Source organism: Bacillus bruguierae (assembly GCF_037104725.1).
Taxonomy (GTDB): Bacteria; Bacillota; Bacilli; order Bacillales; family Bacillaceae_G; genus Bacillus_A; species Bacillus_A bruguierae.
In genome coordinates, this window is the sequence record NZ_JBAWSX010000005.1 from 263789 (window position 1) to 284112 (window position 20324).

Below are 20324 nucleotides of genomic sequence, written 5' to 3' on the forward strand. Positions count from 1 at the left end.
TAGATTATTCTGTATAATGTAAAGCAAAACTTTTTAAATCTCAGAGTGAGGCGGTCAAAGATATGAAACATGTAAAAGAAATGATCAAAATTGAAGATATTCTCGTTGCGTATAATACGTTAAAAGATGTAATTCGAAATACATCTTTAGAGCGCGATTCAATTTTATCTGAGAAATATCAATGTAACGTATATTTAAAACGAGAGGACTTACAAGTTGTTCGTTCTTTTAAAATACGAGGCGCCTATAACTGTATTAGTAGTTTACCGATGGAAGATTTGGAAAAAGGAATTGTCTGCGCTAGCGCTGGTAATCATGCACAAGGCGTAGCTTATACATGTCATAAATTACAGATTCCAGCTAAGATTTTTATGCCAAATACAACACCAAGCCAAAAAGTATCACAAGTACGCTTTTTTGGAGGGGATTGCGTAGAGGTAATGTTGCAAGGAGATACATTTGACAGCTCTTATGAGCAAGCTGTGAAATATTGTGAAGAATATGGGTTAACATTTATTCATCCATTTGATGATCCTCATGTCATTGCAGGACAAGGGACGATTGGTGTAGAAATTTTACATGATACGGATTGTACGATTGATTACATGTTTATGGGAATTGGCGGAGGAGGCTTAGCAGCAGGAGTTGGAACATACATAAAAGGGATTAGTCCTTTAACGAAAATTGTTGGGGTGGAACCAGCAGGTGCTGCTTCGATGAAAGAGGCGTTTGCACGAGGAGAGGTTGTCACGCTTCCACATATTGACTCGTTTGTGGACGGAACAGCAGTTAAACAAGTTGGTTATCTTACATATGAAATTTGTAAACGCGTACTAGATGATATTATTGCTGTGCCAGAGGGAAAAGTGTGCACAACACTACTTGAACTTTATAATAAAAATGCGATTGTTGCAGAGCCATCTGGTGCCTTGCCGATTGCGGCGCTTGATTTGTACCGAGATAAAATTCGCGGAAAGACAGTTGTTTGTATTGTAAGTGGTGGCAATAACGACATTGATCGGATGCAAGAAACAAAGGAAAAATCATTAATTTATGAGGGGCTGAAGCATTATTTTATTGTTAATTTTCCACAGCGACCACGTGCTCTGCGTGAGTTTTTAGATAACGTGCTCGGACCTCATGATGATATTACTCGTTTTGAGTATACGAAGAAGAATAATAAAGATAATGGTCCAGCACTAGTTGGAATTGAATTGCAGAAAATAGAAGATTATGAGCCTCTTATTAGAAGAATGGAAGAAGAAGGAATACGCTATATGGAAATCAATCACAATCCGACATTATTTAATCTATTGATTTAAAAGGGGTATTGAAAATGAATTTAGAAAAAAGGAAATCAGCTGAAGAAGAACTAGTAGAATTAAAGGAGCTTGTGAAAGAGTTACATGGTTCTATCCACCAACTGCAAGCAGAAGTGCAGCAACTGCGGCATGAAAGACCAGTTGTACAAATGAAAAAGGGAATTGAATGGACACCAACAATGGTTGGCAAAGTTGGCGGTATCATTTTAGGTGGTCTTGCAATTATCGGTATTTTTTGGTGAAAAAGAAAGGTTTGCAGCTCATGCCGCAAACCTTTTTACATTAAATAACGTAAATAAATATATGCATGTGATAAAAGTAGTGCAACAATTGTTAATGGTAACCCAATTTTTAAGAAATCCATGTACGAAAAACCGCATCCTTCACGTTTGGCAATACCTGCTACAACGACGTTGGCAGAAGCACCAATTAGCGTACCGTTTCCTCCTAAGCAAGCTCCAAGTGATAATGCCCACCATAATACTTCAATTTGCGGAGAATCTGCCCCAAGTCCAAGTCCGCTTGCTAAGTTTTGAATAAGCGGAATCATCGTTGCGACAAACGGAATGTTATCAATTGTGGCAGAAGCTGCCCCCGATACCCATAAAATTAAGATAGATGCATAGCCGATATCTCCATTTGTTATGTCTAATACTTTTTTAGCAAGTGAGGAAATAAGCCCGATATCAACAAGCGCACCAACGAGAACGAATAAACCTGCAAAGAAGAAAATCGTTACCCATTCAATATGCGCAAATACATTTTCTATTTCATGCTCTTTTACACCAATTAACATTAAAAGAACAGCGCCAAGTAGAGCGATAACGGCAGCATCAACATGAATAATAGAATGAAAAATGAATCCAAGTATTGTTAGTCCTAAAATGGATAAAGACTTAACGAGTAAGCTGCGATCGCGAATATAATCAGTTTCATTTAAAGACATCAGTTTTTGAATTTGTTCGTCTGTTGTTTTTAATTTGTTACGATACATGATATATATAATAAGTAATGTAACGGCAGAAATTATAGCAACGATCGGTGCTAAGTTCAGCAAAAATGCATTAAAATCAAGATGCTTATTTGCAGATCCAATCATAATGTTTGGAGGATCGCCAATAAGCGTTGCTGTTCCGCCGAGATTAGAAAATAATACTTCTGAAATTAAAAACGGAACAGGAGGTACCTTCAAAATACGTGTAATTGATAATGTAACAGGTACAACTAATAAAACCGTCGTTACATTGTCTAAAAAGGCAGAACCAACTGCGGTTAAGAGGGATAGAAGCAGTAAAATTCGAATTGGCTTTCCGCCGGCTGCTTTTGCAGCTTTAATTGCCACATATTCAAAGATACCAGATTGACTTGTAATATGTACGAGAATCATCATTCCTATTAACAGAGTGATCGTTTCCCATTGAATATGTGTAGTAAAGGCAGTATGTAAGTCTACAATTCCCATAATCACCATAATGGCAGCGCCAAGTAAAGCAATAACAGCACGATTAATTTTTTCAGAGATAATAAATCCGTATGTAATTAAAAATACAGCAATGGCAAAATAATATTGCCAGTTTGCAACTTCATGTGCTGAATGATTCAATGTGTTCACCTTCTTTTTAAGTATCCTATACATAGTTGTGTATAAAAACGTCGAAATGTAGCCCTCTGCATAAATTTTACCCCGCATTAACGGGCAGTAATACTCCCACCTCAAAATTCAGCGAAAGCAAAGAAGATAGGTGGGAGATAAACTGCCCGTAAAAGCCCGATTGGTTCAACTACTAATCAGTGGGGGATGAAGAAACCCCCCACTGATTAAAGTTTCACTTTATTGTAGCAAATTCGCATACAGAAAGAAATGAAAATACTGCCTAAAAAAGACAAGTAATTTCACATACCGTATTAAATATAAAAAATGAAAAGCAAAAAAGTATGCAAAGTAATCATTGTCCTCTATTATAAGAGATAGCAATTTACATTATTTTTTCGTAAACTGGTTAAAAGAGGTGAAATCCGATGGAAATAATTACAGATACTTCTGTCGTACAAAACGAAATTGAACGTTTTCTAAATCACGATGTATATCTTCATTTAGAGACGACAAACGGTGCATATGCTTCACATGTAAATGAAAAAGCAATGACAGTTGGGGCGTTCATCCGTAACGCAGTGATTCGTTTTGAACGCGGTAAGATTACAGGTACGAATCCATATCGCATAGGTTTAAAAATGGAGCACGGCTGGGTATATGCAGAAGGTGTGACACATTGGGAAAAAGATGAGAAAAATCGTCTTTTATTAGCAGGTCATGATGAAAAAGGGCGTTTAGCAGTTGCGCTGCAATTAAGTTTAACGCCATTTGCATAAGGAGTGGAGATTATGGAAAGACATGTACTTGTAGTATTTCCGCACCCAGATGATGAATCGTTTGCGGCGGGAGGAACAATTCGTCAATATCGAAATAATGGAGTTCCTGTTACGTATGCTTGTGGAACACTTGGGCAAATGGGACGTAACATGGGGAAAAACGTATTTGCGAATCGCGAAACGATTCCGAGCATTCGAAAACGGGAATTAGAAGAAGCTTGCCAAGCGATGGGAATTGAAGATTTACGCTTACTTGGCTTCCATGATAAAACATTAGAGTTTGAAGACGTTGATTTTGTAGCAGATAAAATTGAAGAAGTGATTCGTGATGTGAATCCTTCCTTAATCATCACATTCTACCCAGAGCACGGTGTACATCCAGATCACAATGCATTTGGACGCGCAGCTGTTCGTGCAGTAGAACGTATGCCAAAAGAAGAACGTCCAGTTATTCATGCGGTAGCTATCACGAAAAATCGTGAGGAAGTACTAGGAAAGCCAGATGTAGTCAACGATATAAGCGATGTATTACCACAAAAATTAGCGGCGCTTCGTGCACATCGTTCGCAAACAGAAGCGATGTTAGAAGAAATGGAAGCAAAGCTGAAAAAGCAGGACCCAGCGACGACAAAACGGTTGCAAATTGAGCAATTTTGGACGTATAAATGAAAATCATAAGCTAGAACCAGCAAACCTTCTAGCTTATGAAACATAACGAGATGCTGAAAATGATGGCATCTCGTTTCTTTTTTACATAGGCACATCTAGCTAATTCCTTTCATACAATACAAACGAATTGTAGAAAGAGGGGGATAATAATGGATTATTCAAAAGAAGATGTGTACGGAGAGTTTCGAAATGGTTATCAGTTAAGCGGAGAAGTAATTTCTAGTGTGGATCCATATGTTGTGCAAACGTTACAAATGATTGTTGGGAAAAATGTTGTTGTCGATACAATGCGCGGCAGCTTGCAGGGCATGTTAAGGGCCGTTAAACCAGACCATATTGTGATTGAAGAAGAAGATACACCGTTCTTTATTCGAATGCAACAAATTGTTTGGATTACGCCAGAAGGATAATGGGGATGAAATAATCTTTATCTTTTATACATTTGTAATGATGGTAATAACCAGGAAGTTGATTGTGATGTATTGTAGGTTTATAAAAAAGTTTGATAAGAATCACCTCGTGAGATATCGCTATCTTAAGAGGTGATTTTTTGTGTAAGAGAAAAAGAGTAAATTCTATAGAAAAGAAGATGAAGATTATAGAATCTTTAGGCTTTCATAGTGTTGTAAAGAGCGAATGTAACTTCTGCTTCACAAGCGATTTCTCCATCTACTGTAGCAACAGCATTTGCTTTTGCGATTAAGCCACGAACTCTTGTTATTTTTACTTCTAAACGTAATTGATCTCCAGGGTGAACTTGTTTCTTGAAACGACAACGATCAATACCAGCAAACAACCCAATCTTTCCTCGATTTTCATCTTTCATTAACATAATAACAGCACTTACTTGTGCCAACGCTTCTACAATTAGAACACCCGGCATTACTGGATAATCTGAAAAGTGACCATTAAAAAATTCTTCATTAGCAGTAACATTTTTAATTCCAACTGCGCGTTTTCCTTCCTCTATTTCAAGAATGCGATCAACTAATAGAAACGGGTAACGATGTGGAATGATTTCTTTAATTTGTTGAGTATTGAACATAAATCCCTCTCCTTTATGCTTTCACAAGTGTCATTTAATTACCATTATTTTCATCTTGAATAATTGATATATATTAGAGCCTGATACTAATATCAGATCATAATACTAAGTGTAATAATAGTGAAGGGGGACAAACAAATGAGGTCAAAAGCAAGAATTACAGCTATTGGTACCTGTGTACCTGAAAAGAAATTAACAAATTTTTTACTTTGTATAAAGCATAGTCACAAGGTTTCTGTCATAGAGCGCAATGAAGAAGATCAAAAAAAGACAATAGTCCGAATATCGACAAGTTAGTAGGATAACCAGAACAGAAATCGAAAACAAATAAATGTAATCACTTATTTACAAAAAGTAATTTTAGGATTACAATAAATGTAAGCAAGTGATTACATTGGAGGTTTTTATTTTTGATCAAAAATCGAATTAAGATTTTAAGAGCAGAAAGAAATTGGACACAGGAAACCTTGGCAGAAAAAGTTGGTATTTCAAGACAAGCTGTAATATCAATAGAAAAATATAAATACACGCCTTCTCTTGAACTTGCATTTAAAATAGCAAAATCATTTGATGTAAGTATAGTAGATGTATTTTTATTTGAGGAGGAAGAACAATGACTATTAATTTTTTTGGTTTAGCTGTAGTGATTATTTTAGGATTTTTCATATGGAAAAACGATCGTACAAGAAGAGAAATGCAAACATCTTACAAAAATGACGAAAGGTGGAAATTGATTTTAATTAAAGTGAATAATGTTACTCTCAAATTCTATAAATTACTTTCGTTGTTAGTTTTGTTAGGCTTTTTTCTTGGAACAGTGGTTGACTTAAACATTAAAGTTACATTATCCAATATTTTTCTTATTATAGCTTTGTTTATAATGTCACGGAATATAGTAGAGTATTTTGCTGTAAAATATTACGACAAAAGAATATAGTTTATTGTGGAGTAAGAAGGAATGAACAAACAAAAAAATTATAAAAGGGGTAACTCATATTGGTTATGTTACTTCGCTGTACCCAGATAAGTTATGGATTAATATTTAAACAAAGGATAAACATTTAAAAAGAGTAAATGCAAGGAAAAGTATTTTAAAGTGGAGATTTAGAGGGTTGTATTTTCTTTAAATGCCCACATATGAATACTTTTGAATATGCTTTAAATAGGAGGGATTGTTTTTGAAAAGAGTGAATGTAGTTTCAGCTTTAATTTATGATAATAATGAAAATATATTAATCGTTAAAAACATAAAGGGTAATTCTTTTTATTGGGGTCTTCCTGGAGGGGCAGTTGAGGGAAATGAGACTTTAGAACAAGCTGTAATTCGCGAAGTAAAAGAGGAAACAGGATTCAATATTGCTGTGGATAGATTACATTCTGTTAGGGAAATGCTCTTTGAAGAACGAGGTCATCATGCTTTAATCATTACTTTTTATGCAAAGATTATTGATGGTGAAATAAACATTAATGATCCAGATCATGATATTGTTGAAGTTAGATGGGCAAATAGTGAAACCATAAAGGAATTCATGCCGTCTTTATTTGAGATGTTAAAAATGAATTGTGATAAGGATAACATACAGGCTTTTTATGCATTTGAAGGTATCCGATAAAATCAAGAAAAGGTTTTATTATTGATAACAGATTAGGTAGGATACATAGTGAAAATTAGCATTTATGTATACGCTTGTCGTAAGTGTGAAGTAGATGAGATATCCACGCCGATTGTAACAGCCAATATGCCAGTTCCTGTCTTTCCTAAAAGTATCGCTTCCCCGTCGATTATGGCGTATATTATGACACAAAAATATATTGTATATTTTAGAATTACTTTACGTTTACTTTTAAATCCACATCCATCAACTTAAGAATTTTATAACACACCCAAAACGAAAAAATGTACATCTCCAGATGAAAATGTACGTTTTTTTGTTTTGGGATACTTGCTTTTCTTATCTTGATAGTGATGTGGTGAGACCTTTTAGTTGTAATCATCATTTTGATAATCGTTATCTAAGCTGAGCACTCTTCCATGTGGACGATATTCTATGTGAAAGGTATTATGCTATTACTTGTACTGAGGCTCTTCTTGTTCAATTTGCTGAAGACGAGGATTTAAAGATTCAATAATTTCTTGAGTTTGTTGTGCTGCACCTTTATATAATTGTTTTGCTTGCTGGTTATCAGTATCAAGAACAAATCCTTCTAGGCATGCTTGAGCACTCTTTAATCCAGCGATAGTTTGTTTAAGTTTAGTGCTTACTGTCATGTAGTATTTCCTCCTTGTAAATGTACTTCAAAATATAGAATGCCTATTTTGTTATCATAGTACGATTTCCAATTTTAGGGTTATGTAAATGAGAAATTTTACATTTAATTATTCGAAGGAGGATTTTTTTAGCTAATAGCTACATGGAATACCATTAAGTGATGTTATGTTAATTTAACGTGAATAGAATATTTATAAGAAAAATCTACCATATAAGAAGGTAAATCATTTGTATATTCTATGGTAAAGATTAGCTTCATGGATGGATATGGAATAGTTTTGTCCCGATAACAAAAACTAACAGAAAGAAAACGATAATATATAAAGGAGATTAAATATGTTGAAAAAGATAGGAAAAACTTTCCTGGTACTCCTCTTTGTATTTATCGGCCTATGTTTTGTTTTGCTTGTTTGGGATGAAATTGACAGAACAGCAGCTGAAAAAAGTGGGAGATTTGGCCAGCAGCCTAGCCAATACCCTATTCGTCAAAGTGATATTACTATGTATACAGACGGGAAACAGTTAAACAATCAATTATTCTCAGATATAAAGAATGCAAAACATTACGTGCATATTAACTTTTTCTCTATTGCTGATGATGAAGTAAGTCATCAGTTTCTAGAGTTATTGAGGAAAAAAAGTCAGGAAGGTGTAGAAGTATACTATGCAGTGGACAGGCTAGGTGGAATTTTACTAAAGAAAAAGGAAAGAGAATTATTAGTTAAAAAAGGAGTGCATTTTACGTATTACAATAAGCCTGCTTTCCCTTATCTTTCTTCTTCTTTGGACCATCGGAATCATCGTCGTATTTCAATTATTGATGGAAAGATTGGGTACATTGGCGGATTTAACATTGGCAGGAAGTATTTAGGAGAAAAAGAAAAACTTGGTTACTGGAGAGATTATCACCTTCAAATACGAGGAGAAGGAGTTCAAGATCTAGAACACCAATTTGTGTTAGACTGGAAGAAAAACTCAGAGAAAGCGATTCCGATACACAGTGCGATAAAGGAAAAGGGAGCAACCTCGCATCGATTTACTGCATATTATAGCGGAGAAAAACTTGGGCAAGATTATGCAATGCTGTTTCAACAAGCAAAGGAGTCCATCATTATATTAACACCTTATTTTATACCAAAAGACAGAACTATTTGGAACGCATTAGTAGATGCAAGAAAGAGGGGAGTTCGTGTCAAAATTCTGTTCTCACCTCATTCGGATGCACTGTTAGTTAAAGAAGCAGCGTATCCATATATCCGAAAAGCATTAAAACAGGGAATGGAAGTATATGGTTATAAAAAGGGAGTGTTACACGGTAAAGTATTTTTGATTGATGAAAAAGTATTGATGGTTGGGACCGTGAATTTTGATTCGCGCTCGTTTCATTTAAATGAAGAAATGAACTGTTATATCCATGACCCTGTCTATATTTCGAAAATAAAGCCAGTCATTAATACAGACTTGCAAAATTCAAAGCGAGTAACGTCCTCTGACGTCAATCAATTATCTATAAAAGAAAAAATGAAAGAAAAAGTTGCAAAAATATTTGAGTATTATTTGTGAAAACAAAGTATTTTTATATTAAGGAGTAGTAAACTGCATTTTATTAGAATAAATTAAATTAATGACACAAGCGAAGAGGTTTAGCTTGTGGACTTTCTATTAAGTGAGAATCTTGTTATCATTAAATTTGTACCTAGAGATGAAAGAGGCTGTCCCAAAAGTTTCATTTTTGGGACAGCCTCTTTCACTATATAAAGGGGGAGTGGAACCTATTTTACACCAACTGCATCATATGACTGTTTCACGGCTGCCACTTCTGCAGAGTTTGCACCGTATAAATCTGCAGCGGCTTGTACTAAACCAGCGCGCGCTTGACTAAAAGTTGCAGATTCAGTTAAGTATACTGTATTTGCACGATAGTAAATTGCGCCTACTTTATCTTTGCCAATACCATTTATGGTTACACCATAATGTGTACCGCCATTTGCCAATAAGTAAGCAGCTTTATTGATAATACCGCTATTTGTATGAACGCCGCCATTATCGCTCGTTCCAGTATAACGTTTAGAATAATGATCTGGGTCATCATACTTTGTTGGATCGCTCATTGAGCGAAGCGCATCTCCAGCTGTACCAGGTGTATAAATATCTTCACCAACTTCCCAATCTGGATTACGGTTATCAGCGTATTCGATTAATGTTCCAAAGATATCAGAAAATGCCTCATTTAATGCACCAGACTCATTTTGATAAATCAGGTTTGAACTATATTCTGTAACGGCATGCGTTAACTCATGTCCGACAACATCAATTCCTCCGGAAAATGGAATAAATGTATATCCATCTCCATCACCATACACCATTTGGGATCCATTCCAGAAAGCATTGTTATAATTTCTTCCATAATGAACTGTAGATTTTAACGGTGCACCAGCATCGTTATAAGAGTTGCGGTTAAACGTTTTCTTATAATAATCATATGTTACACCTGCATAATAATGTGCATCCACTGCTGCTGCATCACGGGTAGCATTAAAGATGTTATCTGTATCTGCCCATAAAGTTCCTGGAAGTGTAGTACGATTCTTTGCATCATATGTGTAAATTGTTGCACCGTGTGTATTATCTTGTAAATAATAACTAGATCGAGATAATGTTGTATTAATAGATTTTGTATCGCCTAATACCCCTTTACCTGTTCCCACTTTATTTGTTCCTGTTACAGGTTGAATCGGTGCATTATTCTCAGTATTAGCATTATGAATTGTATTGTATTTATTTAGTACTTTCCCATTATCAGCTTCAATGAAATAATAATAGTTTCCTGGCTCTGGATCTAAGAAATTCAGTTTCACAACATATGCGTATATTGTTTCCTCACCATTTTGATATACAAATAAGTCCGCCGCCGGCTCTACTTCATATTTTGGATTTAGCCCCAAATCTTTTTGTGCAGCTTCAATTGCTTGTTTTCCGTCAATTTTATTTTTATTTTTTAGCTGCTCTTTCTTATCTAAATCAGGTGCAACAGTTCCTGATACAACTTTTAATACACCGTCTTTCCCAATATGAGCTACTTGAGTAGAACCCCATACTGGCACACCTTCATACATTTGCTGTAAACGGACAACTGTTGCTTCTCCTACAGGATCTTTTACAACCTTTTGTACTTTAAAAGATTCTTCTGCACTTTTTTCGCCTAGTTTATAATCTTTTTTCGCAGCGTTTAAATAATCAAATACAACAGATTCTGCTTTTTTCCCAGACGCACTTGTTAAATCACCTGCTACAAATTCTGGAGACTGGACAGCCTCATTGTATTTCTTTGTAGAGAGTACGTTCTTTGAATCTGCAAACGCAGAGCTTGTCCCCCCGAACGTTGTCACTGCCATTCCCGCTGCTAACACAAACGCTAAACCCTTTTTCTTCATCATTTTTTGCCCCCTAACAAAAATTTTTAAAAGAGTAGATTTATAGTAACATTAAATTTCTATTATTAAAATACTGAAAATTCAAATAATTTTTTCTCAAGTTTTCTTGCGTTTTGATAAACAATTTAAAAATTTAGATTTTCAAAAGAAGAAATTGCAACTCTAGAAAACGTGCAAAGCGATTGAGTGTTTTAGACTATAGTTGTTATTAAACATTATTCACAAGTAAATGTGCAAATCGTAGGGGACAGTATTTTGCCCTGCGCAATGCAAAGAGGAACGGTACATATAAGCATAATTCCCGTTGCTTCAGCATATAAAACTGATAGCATCTATATAAATGATAGAAGTTATTCAGAGTAAGTTTATATAATGAGAGGGGGAATATGAATGAATCAAAAACTTTCTACAAAGCTAGTTGTTGCAATTGGAATTGGTTCAGCCATATATGGTGTATTAGGATTATGGGGATTCTCCATTGCGCCGAATACTTTTATTAAACCAGCACTTGCTTTATTAACGATTTTCGGTGCTATCTTTGGACCAATTGCAGCTTTATTAATTGGACTTATCGGTCATACAATTACAGATGCTATTGCTGGTTGGGGCATTTGGTGGGGCTGGGTATTAAGCTCAGGAATCATTGGTTTATTTATGGGATTTGTCCAAAAGCGCCCTGCATTTAGTGTGAAAAATGGAACGTATAGTAAGGGAGATATTGTTTACCTTTCTATTACGGGTGTAATTGGTATTCTTTTAGGAATCGTCTTTGCTGGTATATTTGACATTTTCATTATGGGCGAACCGTTTGATAAAATTGCTATTCAAGTAGGTGGTGCGATTATCGCAGATGTTCTCGTGTTCTTTATCCTCGGTTTACCAATCGTGTTAGGACTTGCGAAGGCGAATAAAAAAAATACACAATTAAAGGCCGAGAAGTAGGAAGATGCATATGAAACCGATTGTTTCTTTTGAAGAATTCACATTTCAATATAAAAGCGTAGCTGAACCGACTTTGCAGGATATTACCTTTCATATTTATCCTGGCGAAAAAGTGTTAATCGCTGGGCGAAGCGGATCGGGAAAATCTACATTAGCTCATTGTATTAATGGGCTCATTCCTTTTTCTTATGAAGGGACAAGTACAGGGAATCTTTCTGTATGTGGTATAGATCCTAGACATACGAGTATATTTGAGTTAAGTCAACATGTAGGAACGATTCTGCAAGATCAAGATTCTCAATTTATCGGATTAACGGTTGAAGAAGACGTTGCGTTTGCGATGGAAAATGATTGTACGGGGCAAGGGGAAATGAAGCAAATTGTACAACGTTCACTTGAAGAGGTAGACATGATTAAGTTTCATTCACATAGCCCTCACGATTTATCAGGAGGACAAAAACAGTCCGTTTCTCTTGCAGGCGTACTAGCTACAAATGCTGAGATTTTGCTGTTTGATGAACCTTTAGCGAATTTAGATCCTGTAAGCAGCGAAAAAGCAATTCAACTTATGAAAAAGATTCATAGACAAACGAATAAAACAATAATCATTATTGAGCATCGCATTGAAGAAATACTCGATCTTGATTTAGATAAAATTATTATTTTGGAAAATGGCCGTATCATTGCAATCGAAGCACCGCTTGAACTATTGCAGAAAAATGTTTTACAAAAAGCAGGGCTAAGGGAGCCTGTATACGTAGAAGCATTAAAAACATTGGAATATCCACTCTCGAACGAAGAAGTTTATCCGATAGAAAATGTTAATTCTCATACATTGCACGAAACGCTATCAAAATGGATGTTACAAAATCCGATACATACAGCAATATTCGAAAAAGAATGTCTATGTAAAATAGAGAATATATCGTTTGCATATCTAAATAGAAATTTTGCATTGAAGGATATATCTATGTCTATATACAAAGGAGAAATACTCGCTCTTTTAGGAAACAACGGTGCTGGAAAATCAACACTTGCTCATATTATGACGGGAATGAAAAAAACTCATCAAGGTAAAATTCTTTTAGAAGGAACGGATATGACAAGATGGTCAATCCGAAAGCGGGGAGAGGTCGTCGCTTATATGATGCAAAACCCGAATCACATGATTACACAAGCAACGGTTTGGGAAGAAGCTGCGTTTGCTTTAAAACTGAAGAATGCTTCAGAAGAAATGCATAAAAAAGTAGAACATGCATTACAAATTTGCGGTTTGTATCCATTTCGAAATTGGCCAGTACAAGCATTAAGTTATGGGCAAAAAAAGCGTCTAACGATAGCCTCGATTCTTGTTACAAGTCCCAAACTTATTATTTTAGACGAACCCACTGCAGGGCAAGATTATTTTCACTACAAAGAGTTTATGATGTTTATACAAAAATTAGCAAAACGTGGAATTTCTTTTTTATTGATTACACATGATATGAACTTAGCGATAGAATACGCAAATCGCGCGATTGTGCTACATAATGGAGAAGTTATTGCAGATAATGCAGTAACTACCGTGTTGGCGAATGAGTGTATTTTAAAACGTGCAAACCTTCGTGTGAGCTCACTTACCCGTCTAGCGAAACATGGGAACATGCCAATTCCGCAGCAATTTGTTCAATCTTATATGGAAGCAAGAAGGAGGAAGCGTTCATGAGTAAGATGGGGACATTACACATAGAAGGTGAATCCTATTTCCATCGTATGGATGGTGCTGTAAAGCTCATCCTATTTATTATATGGATGATTCTTACATTCCTATTTTTTGATTTTCGTATTTTATTATTCTTATTTCTAATTGGCTGCATACTGTTAGGTATCGCAAAAATCCCAACGCGTAGTATATTACTTATTTTTAGTGTTATTTTCACATTTAGTATTCTGAATTCCATCATGATTTTATTGATTACCCCAACACATGGATCGGAGCTAACTGGTACATATACGCCACTTCTCCACATTGGTTATGCGACTATTACAATAGAAACTCTTTTTTTTGCAATGACATTATCATTAAAATATTTTACCTTATTACCGTTTACACTTATTTTTATTTACACAACACATCCAAGTCAATTTGCTAGCAGCTTAAACAAAATTGGACTGCATTATAAAATTGCCTATGCAGTTAATATTGCACTGCGCTATATTCCGAATATACAAACAGAATATGAACTCATTAAACATGCGCAGGAAGCAAGGGGGATTCCATTTCATAAAGGAGAAGCAACTCTATTTCAACGCATTAAAAATCGAGTGACGATTTTTTTGCCACTTGTAATCAATTCATTGGATCGAATTGATACCGTTTCGAATGCTATGGATTTACGAGGTTTTGGAAAAAAGGAGAAACGAACTTGGTATTATAGAACGGAAATGCAGTCTCTTGATTATATGCCGATTCTTATTGGGATTTGTGTTTTGATTATCGCTATTTATTTAAAAGTTACAATTTTTCATTCGTTTTGGTATCCTTTATGAATAGTAACTGTATATTAGCAAATTTGTAAATAGGCTCTAGGATATAAACGATAACTATAACTACAATTAATGGATGTATCTAACTTCTCTATTCTTTAATGCCCTACAATGAATTCTATGACTGTAGGCTATTGTATTTTAGACAGTAAAAATGAACGGCTTTATTATCAGCTATGGCTTTGAAATAAAGTTCGATAAATTATAAAAAAGTCTGATTGTTATTTCGGTTCTAGATGCCAAACATTTTGTTGTGTAGTTTTCCTTAATTAGTAACTAAATATGCATAATTGCATAAATAAATTGAAAAATATAGGTTATTATTAAAGTATATTTTTAAAGAATTGTTTTTGCTAATGAGTAAAAATTAAATTTAAAGGGGGATTTGTGTATATGGTGTTCCGAAATACAAAACTTGCTATCTTTACTATTTCTTCATTTTTTATTTTAGGTTCTTCATCTTTATCATTTACAGATACCGTGTATGGTGAAGGAGTTTCTTCGTCTTCAAAAATAAATCAAGGGGTAACTTCAACTAATTATGATGATACATATTATAATAGCATGAAGGGGAAAACGGGCTTAGAGTTAAAAAAGGAACTTCATAATATTATTGATAATCATACAAAGATATCATACAGTGCAGTTTGGGAAGCGCTAAGAGATACTGATGAAGATCCAAATAATAAAAATAATGTACTTCTCTTATATACAGGGCGTTCGCAAGGGAAATTTACAAGTGGTTCAGGGGTCGATAATTGGAACCGAGAGCATGTTTGGGCAAAATCTCACGGTGAGTTTGGGACGGCTGCAGGGCCTGGAACGGATCTTCATCATTTAAGAGCTACAGATGTATCTGTAAATAGCTCACGTGGGAATTTGGATTTTGATAACGGTGGTGTGAATCATCCAGAAGCAACAGAATGTAAATATGATAGTGATTCCTGGGAGCCTCGTGATAGTGTAAAAGGTGATATTGCTAGAATGTTATTTTACATGGCTGTTCGTTATGAAGGGGATAACCGTGAAGTAGATTTGGAACTAAATGATAAAGTAAACAATAACAAAGCTCCTTATATGGGAAAGCTATCTGTTTTACTAAAATGGAATGAACAAGATCCTGTTGATGATTTTGAGCGAAAGCGTAATGAAATAATCTATACAAAGTATCAACATAACCGGAATCCATTTATTGATCATCCTGAATGGGCAAATGAAATTTGGAAATAAATAAGTAAAATTATAGCTTGAAAAATATAAAGTGAAAAGGAGTGGTCCTTATGACCACTCCTTTCTCTTCATTAGGAAAGTAAAAGGTTTTTGGCTAAACTTCCATTATTATGTATGATTGAATTATTTGAAAATTATAATCACATACTTACGGAGACGTTATTATGAATTATATGGATTCTACTAATTTTGCTTTACATGCAAAAAGTAAGCAGTTTTATTGGGAAGGGAATGGCCAATTATCTATTAAAACATTTTCTAATGGAAAAGCACATTACAGGACTAGTAAAGGTTTTTTTGCGTAGATATTTACTTCTTAATGAAGGGTCTTATACAATGTAGTGTAGTGCTTTCCAAGAAGAAAATAAAAAATTCTTCTTGGAAATAGCACTATTTTTGTGCAGAAAACAGCTGTTTTTTACTTTTTAAAACACTTACAGGCTAATCTTATTCTTCCTCTGTTTCAATTAATTCAACATCGAACATCGCCAGATATTGAATCCCCGGCAAGCTCTGATGCTTCTTGATAAAATTTCTCCGTGTTGATACCCTTTTTTCTTTTATCATAAACAGAATTACACGGAATACCTGTTGCTTGTGCGTGTTTCAAAGGGTCATATTTTTGCCCTGTTTTAAACATCGTATAAAGGATTTTGGCAATTTTGCCACACATATTGTCCAATTGCTGTTTTCCCATTCATATTACGCTCTACTAGACGATGATAATAGGAACTGAATACGGATGGTTGCTTTTTCATCGCAATGATAATCATCGCCATTTGAAAGAGTACACGACGTGCATCTCGAACACCATTAAAGGTCATTCTTGTCCCCTTTACTGATGTTCCTGATTGTTTATTTTCGGCCGAAACATCGAGATACTTTTTGAACTCTTTGTATGTACTAAATCGTTCAACATCACCAATCGCTCCGATAAGAGTACAAGCCCAGTTATGGCTCATAAAAGGAAAAGAGTACAATATGTTGCTTTGAAATAAAGTTTGATCAAAAATACCTCACAAACCTGTATTTTACGGTAAATAAGAAGAATTCATTTTGAAAAATCTTTTTATCAAGACCTTAATCGTAAAAAGTCAAAAAAAATAAAGATCGATACATATTAGACATTACTAATATGTATCGATCTTTTACTTCTTTTCCAGAATCGCGCCTTTAATGGAATAATGAAAATATGATCTTAATCCTAACATCACTTAATTCTTGTTCAACTGACGAGTGACACAAAAGCCCTGAAAATACAGAGGTGCCCACGGCATGCAATATGAGTATGGGCAGACACCTAAACGTTCAATGCGAAACGGCGAACGTTAGCGTTTTTTTTGCCACGTTTCAACGAGGCGGAAGGCATCTTCAGTCTCATTATATTCTGAATTATATGGCCGCCCCAAGACCGCTCAGACCTTCAACGGAATTTGAGAAATGATGCGCGGCAGAATTAGTAACACTGCAGCTAATAACAGTAACACAGAGCCTAATACTGCCAGTTCCGATAAAGCAAGAATTCCAGGTAAAGTAGTCATGGCATGAAACATCACTACAGCACCTAAAATCCCAAATATCGCCATGTGCCATTTTCGGAGTTGAAAACCCACCACAGAACTCCAGCCTATGAGAAAAAATAGCGGCATATGCAGATAATGTGTAATTACAGACAACAGTGAAATGTTATCAAAGTAAATGATTGAAGTTAAAATCGGTATGAGCAGAAACAGTGATATAATGCTTATTGCTCCAGTATAGGCCCAAAAGAACTGTTTTCTGGTCAGGCCCCGTGACACATATAGTTTTATTGCAACCAGTGGATATACAATTCCCATTACCAGAAGGTATATTTTAGGAGCATATATGATGGAATTCCGTATCAATAAAGTATCATCTATTATTACATTAGAAAACACTATAAGAATAGCCATTGTCAAGGCATAGATGCCTATAAACCAACATGTGGCCTTAGCCTGTGTTGATAGCAGAAGCTTCAAAGCTTTTTTCATCATTACTCTTTTCCTCCTTTTTCGGTCATGTAGATGAATAAATCCTGCAGCGAGGGCTGAGAGAATTCAAGACCTGCTTTTGCGGCGTCAAGGCGGTCCTGTTCTGACAACTCCCCGAACAATACAGCCTCTTTCTGCCGGCCTAAGGTTCGCTGCAACAAGCTTTCACGACCGTTAACGAAGCTGTCTACGGCTTCGCTAAATCCTGTTACGGCTGTTCCTTTTGAACGCAGGGTATCACAGTCGTCGTGGGCAATTACCCGTCCCTTATTAATAATTATAACTTCGCTGAAAAGCCCCTCCATCTCATTGATAAAATGTGTTGAAAACAAAATAAGCTTTGGCCTCTGCGTATAGTCTGATAAAAGTTCGCTGATAAACAGCTTGCGTACGGCGGCATCCATGCCGAGATATGCTTCGTCATAAATGGTAATCGGCGTCTGTCCAGCTAGCCCGATAATCACATGTACCGCTGAACGCATACCGTGACTTAAGGCTCCCATTGTTTTCTTCATCGGTATTTCAAACAGCTTCATAAGTTTTTCTGCATAGGCGGCATCCCAGTTAGGACGGAGCGCAGCCGTTATTTTAAACAAGTCTTTTACATGTAAGGAATTTTCTGTTTCATTCTGATTGTCATAGATATAGGCGATTTGTGGCATTATGTTCCTGTTTTCATAAGGATTTTCGCCGGATATGGTTATTGTTCCTGAGGATGGTCTGCGGTAGGCGCTGAGCAGCGACAAAAGTGAGGTCTTTCCTGCACCATTCCTGCCAATCAGCCCGCAGATTGCCTGCTCGGGAAGGTTTAAACTTATATTATTGAGTGCAAGGGTATTTCCGTATTTAAGCGATACATTTTCAATATTAATCATTTTTTTCTCCTTTCCACGCACTATCGATCATTGCATGAATCTCCCTAAGGGTAAAGCCCAGGGGCTTTGCCAGGGCCGTAAGAGGTTCTACATGTTCCTGGAAAAATGCATCTGAAAAGCGTCTTTTAAGCTTTTCAGGTGCATCGGGGCTCACATACATTCCTAGCCCGCGTTTTTTAAAAATTATTCCCTCATCCACCAGAAGGTTAATCCCTTTCAGTACAGTGACGGGATTTATGTTGTAATGGCTGACAAGCTGGCTGTTTGAGGGTATCTGTTCTTCAGGTGCCAACCGCCCGTTAAGAATATCCTCCTCAATGGCCTCTTTGATTTGTAGATAAATGGGACGGTTACTATCCAGAGCTGACTTCATGACGTCCTCCTTTCATTTATAGTGTTATTGTATACTGGTGTTATATAAGAGTATAATACCTCTTGGGAAATATTTCAAGTGTATATTTAAAATAAAGTTTGATTAAATTAACTTAATAAACCTTGATAAAGGAACAAATAGAAAAAGCGTGTTTTGAAAAAAGATTGATCAAAACACGCTTTTTCTAAATTCAATTGAATCATCCTTTTAACATATTTTCCGAAAAGAAGTCCCTTTCCTCAAGGAGCGAGAAGGGCGTAGCCCAGCGAGTAGGTGGGGGATGAATTTTCGGTAGGTGATCGCCTACATATGTTCTTTGTATGTACTTTTGAGGCTATGCGATATAATAAATATGAAAATACGAAAGAAAGGAGAAAGTATATGGCAACCACAAAAGAGGGTGTACATATAAAAGGAACAAAAAAGTCGTTACCGTATGGATGGTCTACCTATGCATTTCGATACGCTATTTTTCCCACACCTGAACAAGTAACGAAATTAGAAAAATCGTTTGGATGTGAACGAAAAGTGTATAACGAATATGTCTCTGGTTTGTATGAATATTTAGAATCTATCGGTTTTGAAAGTGGATGTATTCGCTATAAAGTTCCAAATTATACAACGATCACGGCCAAATATGATTACTTAGATAAAAGTAATGATTCTTTCGTTTATAATGACGCAAAAATGAGATTCCAGGCAGCCATTAAAAAATATAATGAAACCTACGCGAAACGACCTATTCAATATAAAAAGTCAGTTCGTAAAAAAATGCAAACAATCGGTTATGTTCCTACATTGAAAGACATAAAAGGTATGCCTAAATTCCATAGTAAAAAACAGGGAAAATCAAGTTATACTACGAATCAAACTAACGGAAACATAAAAATCACACAAGAAAACGGTTCTTATTTTTTATGTATTCCAAAGTTTCAAGAAGGTATTTCTATTCATCTACATCGAGAATTACCGATTGATGGAATCATTAAAAAAGCAACAATTAAGCGAGAAGGATCAAAATATGTTGTTTCTCTTTCTGTTGATTATTTTTGTCCAAATGAAAATCAAGTAGAATTAGTGACTGCTGACGAAGTAATTGGACTAGATTACAGCCAAAGCGAATTGTATGTAGACAGCGAAGGACGAACAGCTCAGTACAGTTGGTATAACAAAATCATAGAAAAAAGGCAACGAAGAATAAATAAATCCTTAGCACGCAAAAAGAACAATGCAAAAACAGATGAAACAGGAAATAT

General features: G+C 35.5%; 22 protein-coding genes and 2 pseudogenes. 16 read left to right on the forward strand and 8 right to left on the reverse strand.

Annotated elements, in window-relative coordinates:
- The first annotated feature begins 62 nt into the window (after window positions 1-62).
- Window positions 63-1322, forward strand: a complete 1260-nt coding sequence (gene ilvA / locus WAZ07_RS11605; RefSeq protein ID WP_336472566.1) for a threonine ammonia-lyase IlvA — start codon at window positions 63-65, stop codon at window positions 1320-1322.
- 14 nt (window positions 1323-1336) lie between these two features.
- Window positions 1337-1564: a hypothetical protein gene (locus WAZ07_RS11610; RefSeq protein ID WP_336472567.1), complete on the forward strand. Its 228-nt coding sequence runs from the start codon at window positions 1337-1339 to the stop codon at window positions 1562-1564.
- A gap of 35 nt (window positions 1565-1599) precedes the next feature.
- Here the strand turns inward: WAZ07_RS11610 and WAZ07_RS11615 are convergent, their stop codons facing one another.
- Entirely contained in the window at window positions 1600-2925 is a 1326-nt protein-coding gene (locus tag WAZ07_RS11615) for an ArsB/NhaD family transporter (RefSeq protein ID WP_090913555.1), read from the reverse strand.
- 416 nt (window positions 2926-3341) lie between these two features.
- On the opposite strand from WAZ07_RS11615, the gene WAZ07_RS11620 reads away from it, so the two are divergent.
- The 3 genes from WAZ07_RS11620 (at window position 3342) to WAZ07_RS11630 (ending at window position 4771) form a co-directional block, all read left to right on the forward strand.
- Window positions 3342-3692, forward strand: a complete 351-nt coding sequence (locus WAZ07_RS11620; RefSeq protein WP_090913557.1) for a YojF family protein — start codon at window positions 3342-3344, stop codon at window positions 3690-3692.
- 12 nt (window positions 3693-3704) lie between these two features.
- Window positions 3705-4361, forward strand: coding sequence for a bacillithiol biosynthesis deacetylase BshB2 (gene bshB2, locus WAZ07_RS11625; RefSeq protein ID WP_336472568.1), 657 nt, complete (start codon window positions 3705-3707; stop codon window positions 4359-4361).
- Between the two features lie 149 nt (window positions 4362-4510).
- Window positions 4511-4771: a YuzF family protein gene (locus tag WAZ07_RS11630; RefSeq protein WP_090913561.1), complete on the forward strand. Its 261-nt coding sequence runs from the start codon at window positions 4511-4513 to the stop codon at window positions 4769-4771.
- 197 nt (window positions 4772-4968) lie between these two features.
- On the opposite strand, the gene fabZ is transcribed toward WAZ07_RS11630, so the two are convergent.
- Window positions 4969-5406: a 3-hydroxyacyl-ACP dehydratase FabZ gene (gene fabZ, locus WAZ07_RS11635; protein WP_336472569.1), complete on the reverse strand. Its 438-nt coding sequence runs from the start codon at window positions 5404-5406 to the stop codon at window positions 4969-4971.
- A gap of 410 nt (window positions 5407-5816) precedes the next feature.
- On the opposite strand from fabZ, the gene WAZ07_RS11640 reads away from it, so the two are divergent.
- The 4 genes from WAZ07_RS11640 (at window position 5817) to WAZ07_RS11655 (ending at window position 7274) form a co-directional block, all read left to right on the forward strand.
- Window positions 5817-6023, forward strand: a complete 207-nt coding sequence (locus tag WAZ07_RS11640) for a helix-turn-helix transcriptional regulator (protein ID WP_090913563.1) — start codon at window positions 5817-5819, stop codon at window positions 6021-6023.
- Entirely contained in the window at window positions 6020-6343 is a 324-nt protein-coding gene (locus WAZ07_RS11645) for a hypothetical protein (protein ID WP_336472570.1), read from the forward strand. Before WAZ07_RS11640 ends, WAZ07_RS11645 begins: the two co-directional genes overlap by 4 nt.
- 250 nt (window positions 6344-6593) lie before the next feature.
- Window positions 6594-7019 carry an NUDIX hydrolase gene (locus WAZ07_RS11650; RefSeq protein WP_336472598.1) on the forward strand — a complete coding sequence of 142 codons (426 nt, stop codon included), beginning with the start codon at window positions 6594-6596 and terminating at the stop codon, window positions 7017-7019.
- Window positions 7020-7067: 48 nt separating this feature from the next.
- Entirely contained in the window at window positions 7068-7274 is a 207-nt protein-coding gene (locus tag WAZ07_RS11655; RefSeq protein WP_336472571.1) for a hypothetical protein, read from the forward strand.
- A gap of 200 nt (window positions 7275-7474) precedes the next feature.
- On the opposite strand, the gene WAZ07_RS11660 is transcribed toward WAZ07_RS11655, so the two are convergent.
- On the reverse strand, window positions 7475-7675 hold the full coding sequence (locus WAZ07_RS11660; RefSeq protein ID WP_003198197.1) for a DUF1657 domain-containing protein: 201 nt from the start codon (window positions 7673-7675) through the stop codon (window positions 7475-7477).
- 337 nt (window positions 7676-8012) lie between these two features.
- On the opposite strand from WAZ07_RS11660, the gene WAZ07_RS11665 reads away from it, so the two are divergent.
- Window positions 8013-9239, forward strand: a complete 1227-nt coding sequence (locus WAZ07_RS11665) for a phospholipase D-like domain-containing protein (protein WP_336472572.1) — start codon at window positions 8013-8015, stop codon at window positions 9237-9239.
- Between the two features lie 209 nt (window positions 9240-9448).
- Here WAZ07_RS11665 and WAZ07_RS11670 read toward each other — a convergent pair whose 3' ends face one another.
- Window positions 9449-11110 carry a M4 family metallopeptidase gene (locus WAZ07_RS11670; RefSeq protein WP_336472599.1) on the reverse strand — a complete coding sequence of 554 codons (1662 nt, stop codon included), beginning with the start codon at window positions 11108-11110 and terminating at the stop codon, window positions 9449-9451.
- A 390-nt stretch (window positions 11111-11500) separates the two neighbouring features.
- Between WAZ07_RS11670 and WAZ07_RS11675 the strand changes: the two genes are divergently transcribed.
- The 5 genes and pseudogenes from WAZ07_RS11675 to WAZ07_RS11695 form a co-directional block, all read left to right on the forward strand.
- Window positions 11501-12052 carry an ECF-type riboflavin transporter substrate-binding protein gene (locus tag WAZ07_RS11675; RefSeq protein WP_090913574.1) on the forward strand — a complete coding sequence of 184 codons (552 nt, stop codon included), beginning with the start codon at window positions 11501-11503 and terminating at the stop codon, window positions 12050-12052.
- Window positions 12053-12062: 10 nt separating this feature from the next.
- Window positions 12063-13757 (forward strand): ABC transporter ATP-binding protein, encoded by a 1695-nt coding sequence (locus WAZ07_RS11680; RefSeq protein WP_336472573.1) that lies wholly within the window; start codon window positions 12063-12065, stop codon window positions 13755-13757.
- A 5-nt stretch (window positions 13758-13762) separates the two neighbouring features.
- On the forward strand, window positions 13763-14581 hold the full coding sequence (locus tag WAZ07_RS11685; protein WP_336472600.1) for an energy-coupling factor transporter transmembrane component T family protein: 819 nt from the start codon (window positions 13763-13765) through the stop codon (window positions 14579-14581).
- A gap of 390 nt (window positions 14582-14971) precedes the next feature.
- The gene (locus WAZ07_RS11690) at window positions 14972-15808 is read left to right on the forward strand and encodes an endonuclease I family protein (RefSeq protein ID WP_336472574.1); all 837 of its coding nucleotides are present in this window, start codon (window positions 14972-14974) and stop codon (window positions 15806-15808) included.
- A 164-nt stretch (window positions 15809-15972) separates the two neighbouring features.
- Window positions 15973-16147, forward strand: a pseudogene (locus WAZ07_RS11695) (AraC family transcriptional regulator); the annotation flags it as partial.
- 133 nt (window positions 16148-16280) lie between these two features.
- On the opposite strand, the pseudogene WAZ07_RS11700 reads toward WAZ07_RS11695, so the two are convergent.
- The 4 genes and pseudogenes from WAZ07_RS11700 to WAZ07_RS11715 all read right to left on the reverse strand — a co-directional run.
- Window positions 16281-16797, reverse strand: a pseudogene (locus WAZ07_RS11700) (transposase); the annotation flags it as partial.
- A 426-nt stretch (window positions 16798-17223) separates the two neighbouring features.
- Window positions 17224-17823 carry a hypothetical protein gene (locus WAZ07_RS11705; RefSeq protein WP_336472575.1) on the reverse strand — a complete coding sequence of 200 codons (600 nt, stop codon included), beginning with the start codon at window positions 17821-17823 and terminating at the stop codon, window positions 17224-17226.
- Entirely contained in the window at window positions 17823-18695 is an 873-nt protein-coding gene (locus WAZ07_RS11710; protein WP_336472576.1) for an ABC transporter ATP-binding protein, read from the reverse strand. The genes WAZ07_RS11705 and WAZ07_RS11710 overlap by 1 nt, the downstream gene beginning before the upstream one ends.
- Window positions 18688-19068, reverse strand: coding sequence for a GntR family transcriptional regulator (locus WAZ07_RS11715; RefSeq protein WP_336472577.1), 381 nt, complete (start codon window positions 19066-19068; stop codon window positions 18688-18690). The genes WAZ07_RS11710 and WAZ07_RS11715 overlap by 8 nt, the downstream gene beginning before the upstream one ends.
- 381 nt (window positions 19069-19449) lie before the next feature.
- Between WAZ07_RS11715 and WAZ07_RS11720 the strand changes: the two genes are divergently transcribed.
- On the forward strand, window positions 19450-20324 hold an 875-nt coding region (locus WAZ07_RS11720; protein ID WP_336472578.1), incomplete at its 3' end, for a transposase.

What these genes read in the sequence shown, in the direction of transcription:
- ilvA (WP_336472566.1), top strand. Translation starts at nt 63, where the DNA reads ATGAAACATGTAAAAGAAATGATCAAAATTGAAGATATTCTCGTTGCG.
- WAZ07_RS11610 (WP_336472567.1), top strand. Translation starts at nt 1,337, where the DNA reads ATGAATTTAGAAAAAAGGAAATCAGCTGAAGAAGAACTAGTAGAATTA.
- WAZ07_RS11620 (WP_090913557.1), top strand. Translation starts at nt 3,342, where the DNA reads ATGGAAATAATTACAGATACTTCTGTCGTACAAAACGAAATTGAACGT.
- bshB2 (WP_336472568.1), top strand. Translation starts at nt 3,705, where the DNA reads ATGGAAAGACATGTACTTGTAGTATTTCCGCACCCAGATGATGAATCG.
- WAZ07_RS11630 (WP_090913561.1), top strand. Translation starts at nt 4,511, where the DNA reads ATGGATTATTCAAAAGAAGATGTGTACGGAGAGTTTCGAAATGGTTAT.
- fabZ (WP_336472569.1), bottom strand. Translation starts at nt 5,406, where the DNA reads ATGTTCAATACTCAACAAATTAAAGAAATCATTCCACATCGTTACCCG.
- WAZ07_RS11645 (WP_336472570.1), top strand. Translation starts at nt 6,020, where the DNA reads ATGACTATTAATTTTTTTGGTTTAGCTGTAGTGATTATTTTAGGATTT.
- WAZ07_RS11660 (WP_003198197.1), bottom strand. Translation starts at nt 7,675, where the DNA reads ATGACAGTAAGCACTAAACTTAAACAAACTATCGCTGGATTAAAGAGT.
- WAZ07_RS11665 (WP_336472572.1), top strand. Translation starts at nt 8,013, where the DNA reads ATGTTGAAAAAGATAGGAAAAACTTTCCTGGTACTCCTCTTTGTATTT.
- WAZ07_RS11670 (WP_336472599.1), bottom strand. Translation starts at nt 11,110, where the DNA reads ATGAAGAAAAAGGGTTTAGCGTTTGTGTTAGCAGCGGGAATGGCAGTG.
- WAZ07_RS11675 (WP_090913574.1), top strand. Translation starts at nt 11,501, where the DNA reads ATGAATCAAAAACTTTCTACAAAGCTAGTTGTTGCAATTGGAATTGGT.
- WAZ07_RS11680 (WP_336472573.1), top strand. Translation starts at nt 12,063, where the DNA reads ATGAAACCGATTGTTTCTTTTGAAGAATTCACATTTCAATATAAAAGC.
- WAZ07_RS11685 (WP_336472600.1), top strand. Translation starts at nt 13,763, where the DNA reads ATGGGGACATTACACATAGAAGGTGAATCCTATTTCCATCGTATGGAT.
- WAZ07_RS11690 (WP_336472574.1), top strand. Translation starts at nt 14,972, where the DNA reads ATGGTGTTCCGAAATACAAAACTTGCTATCTTTACTATTTCTTCATTT.
- WAZ07_RS11705 (WP_336472575.1), bottom strand. Translation starts at nt 17,823, where the DNA reads ATGATGAAAAAAGCTTTGAAGCTTCTGCTATCAACACAGGCTAAGGCC.
- WAZ07_RS11710 (WP_336472576.1), bottom strand. Translation starts at nt 18,695, where the DNA reads ATGATTAATATTGAAAATGTATCGCTTAAATACGGAAATACCCTTGCA.
- WAZ07_RS11715 (WP_336472577.1), bottom strand. Translation starts at nt 19,068, where the DNA reads ATGAAGTCAGCTCTGGATAGTAACCGTCCCATTTATCTACAAATCAAA.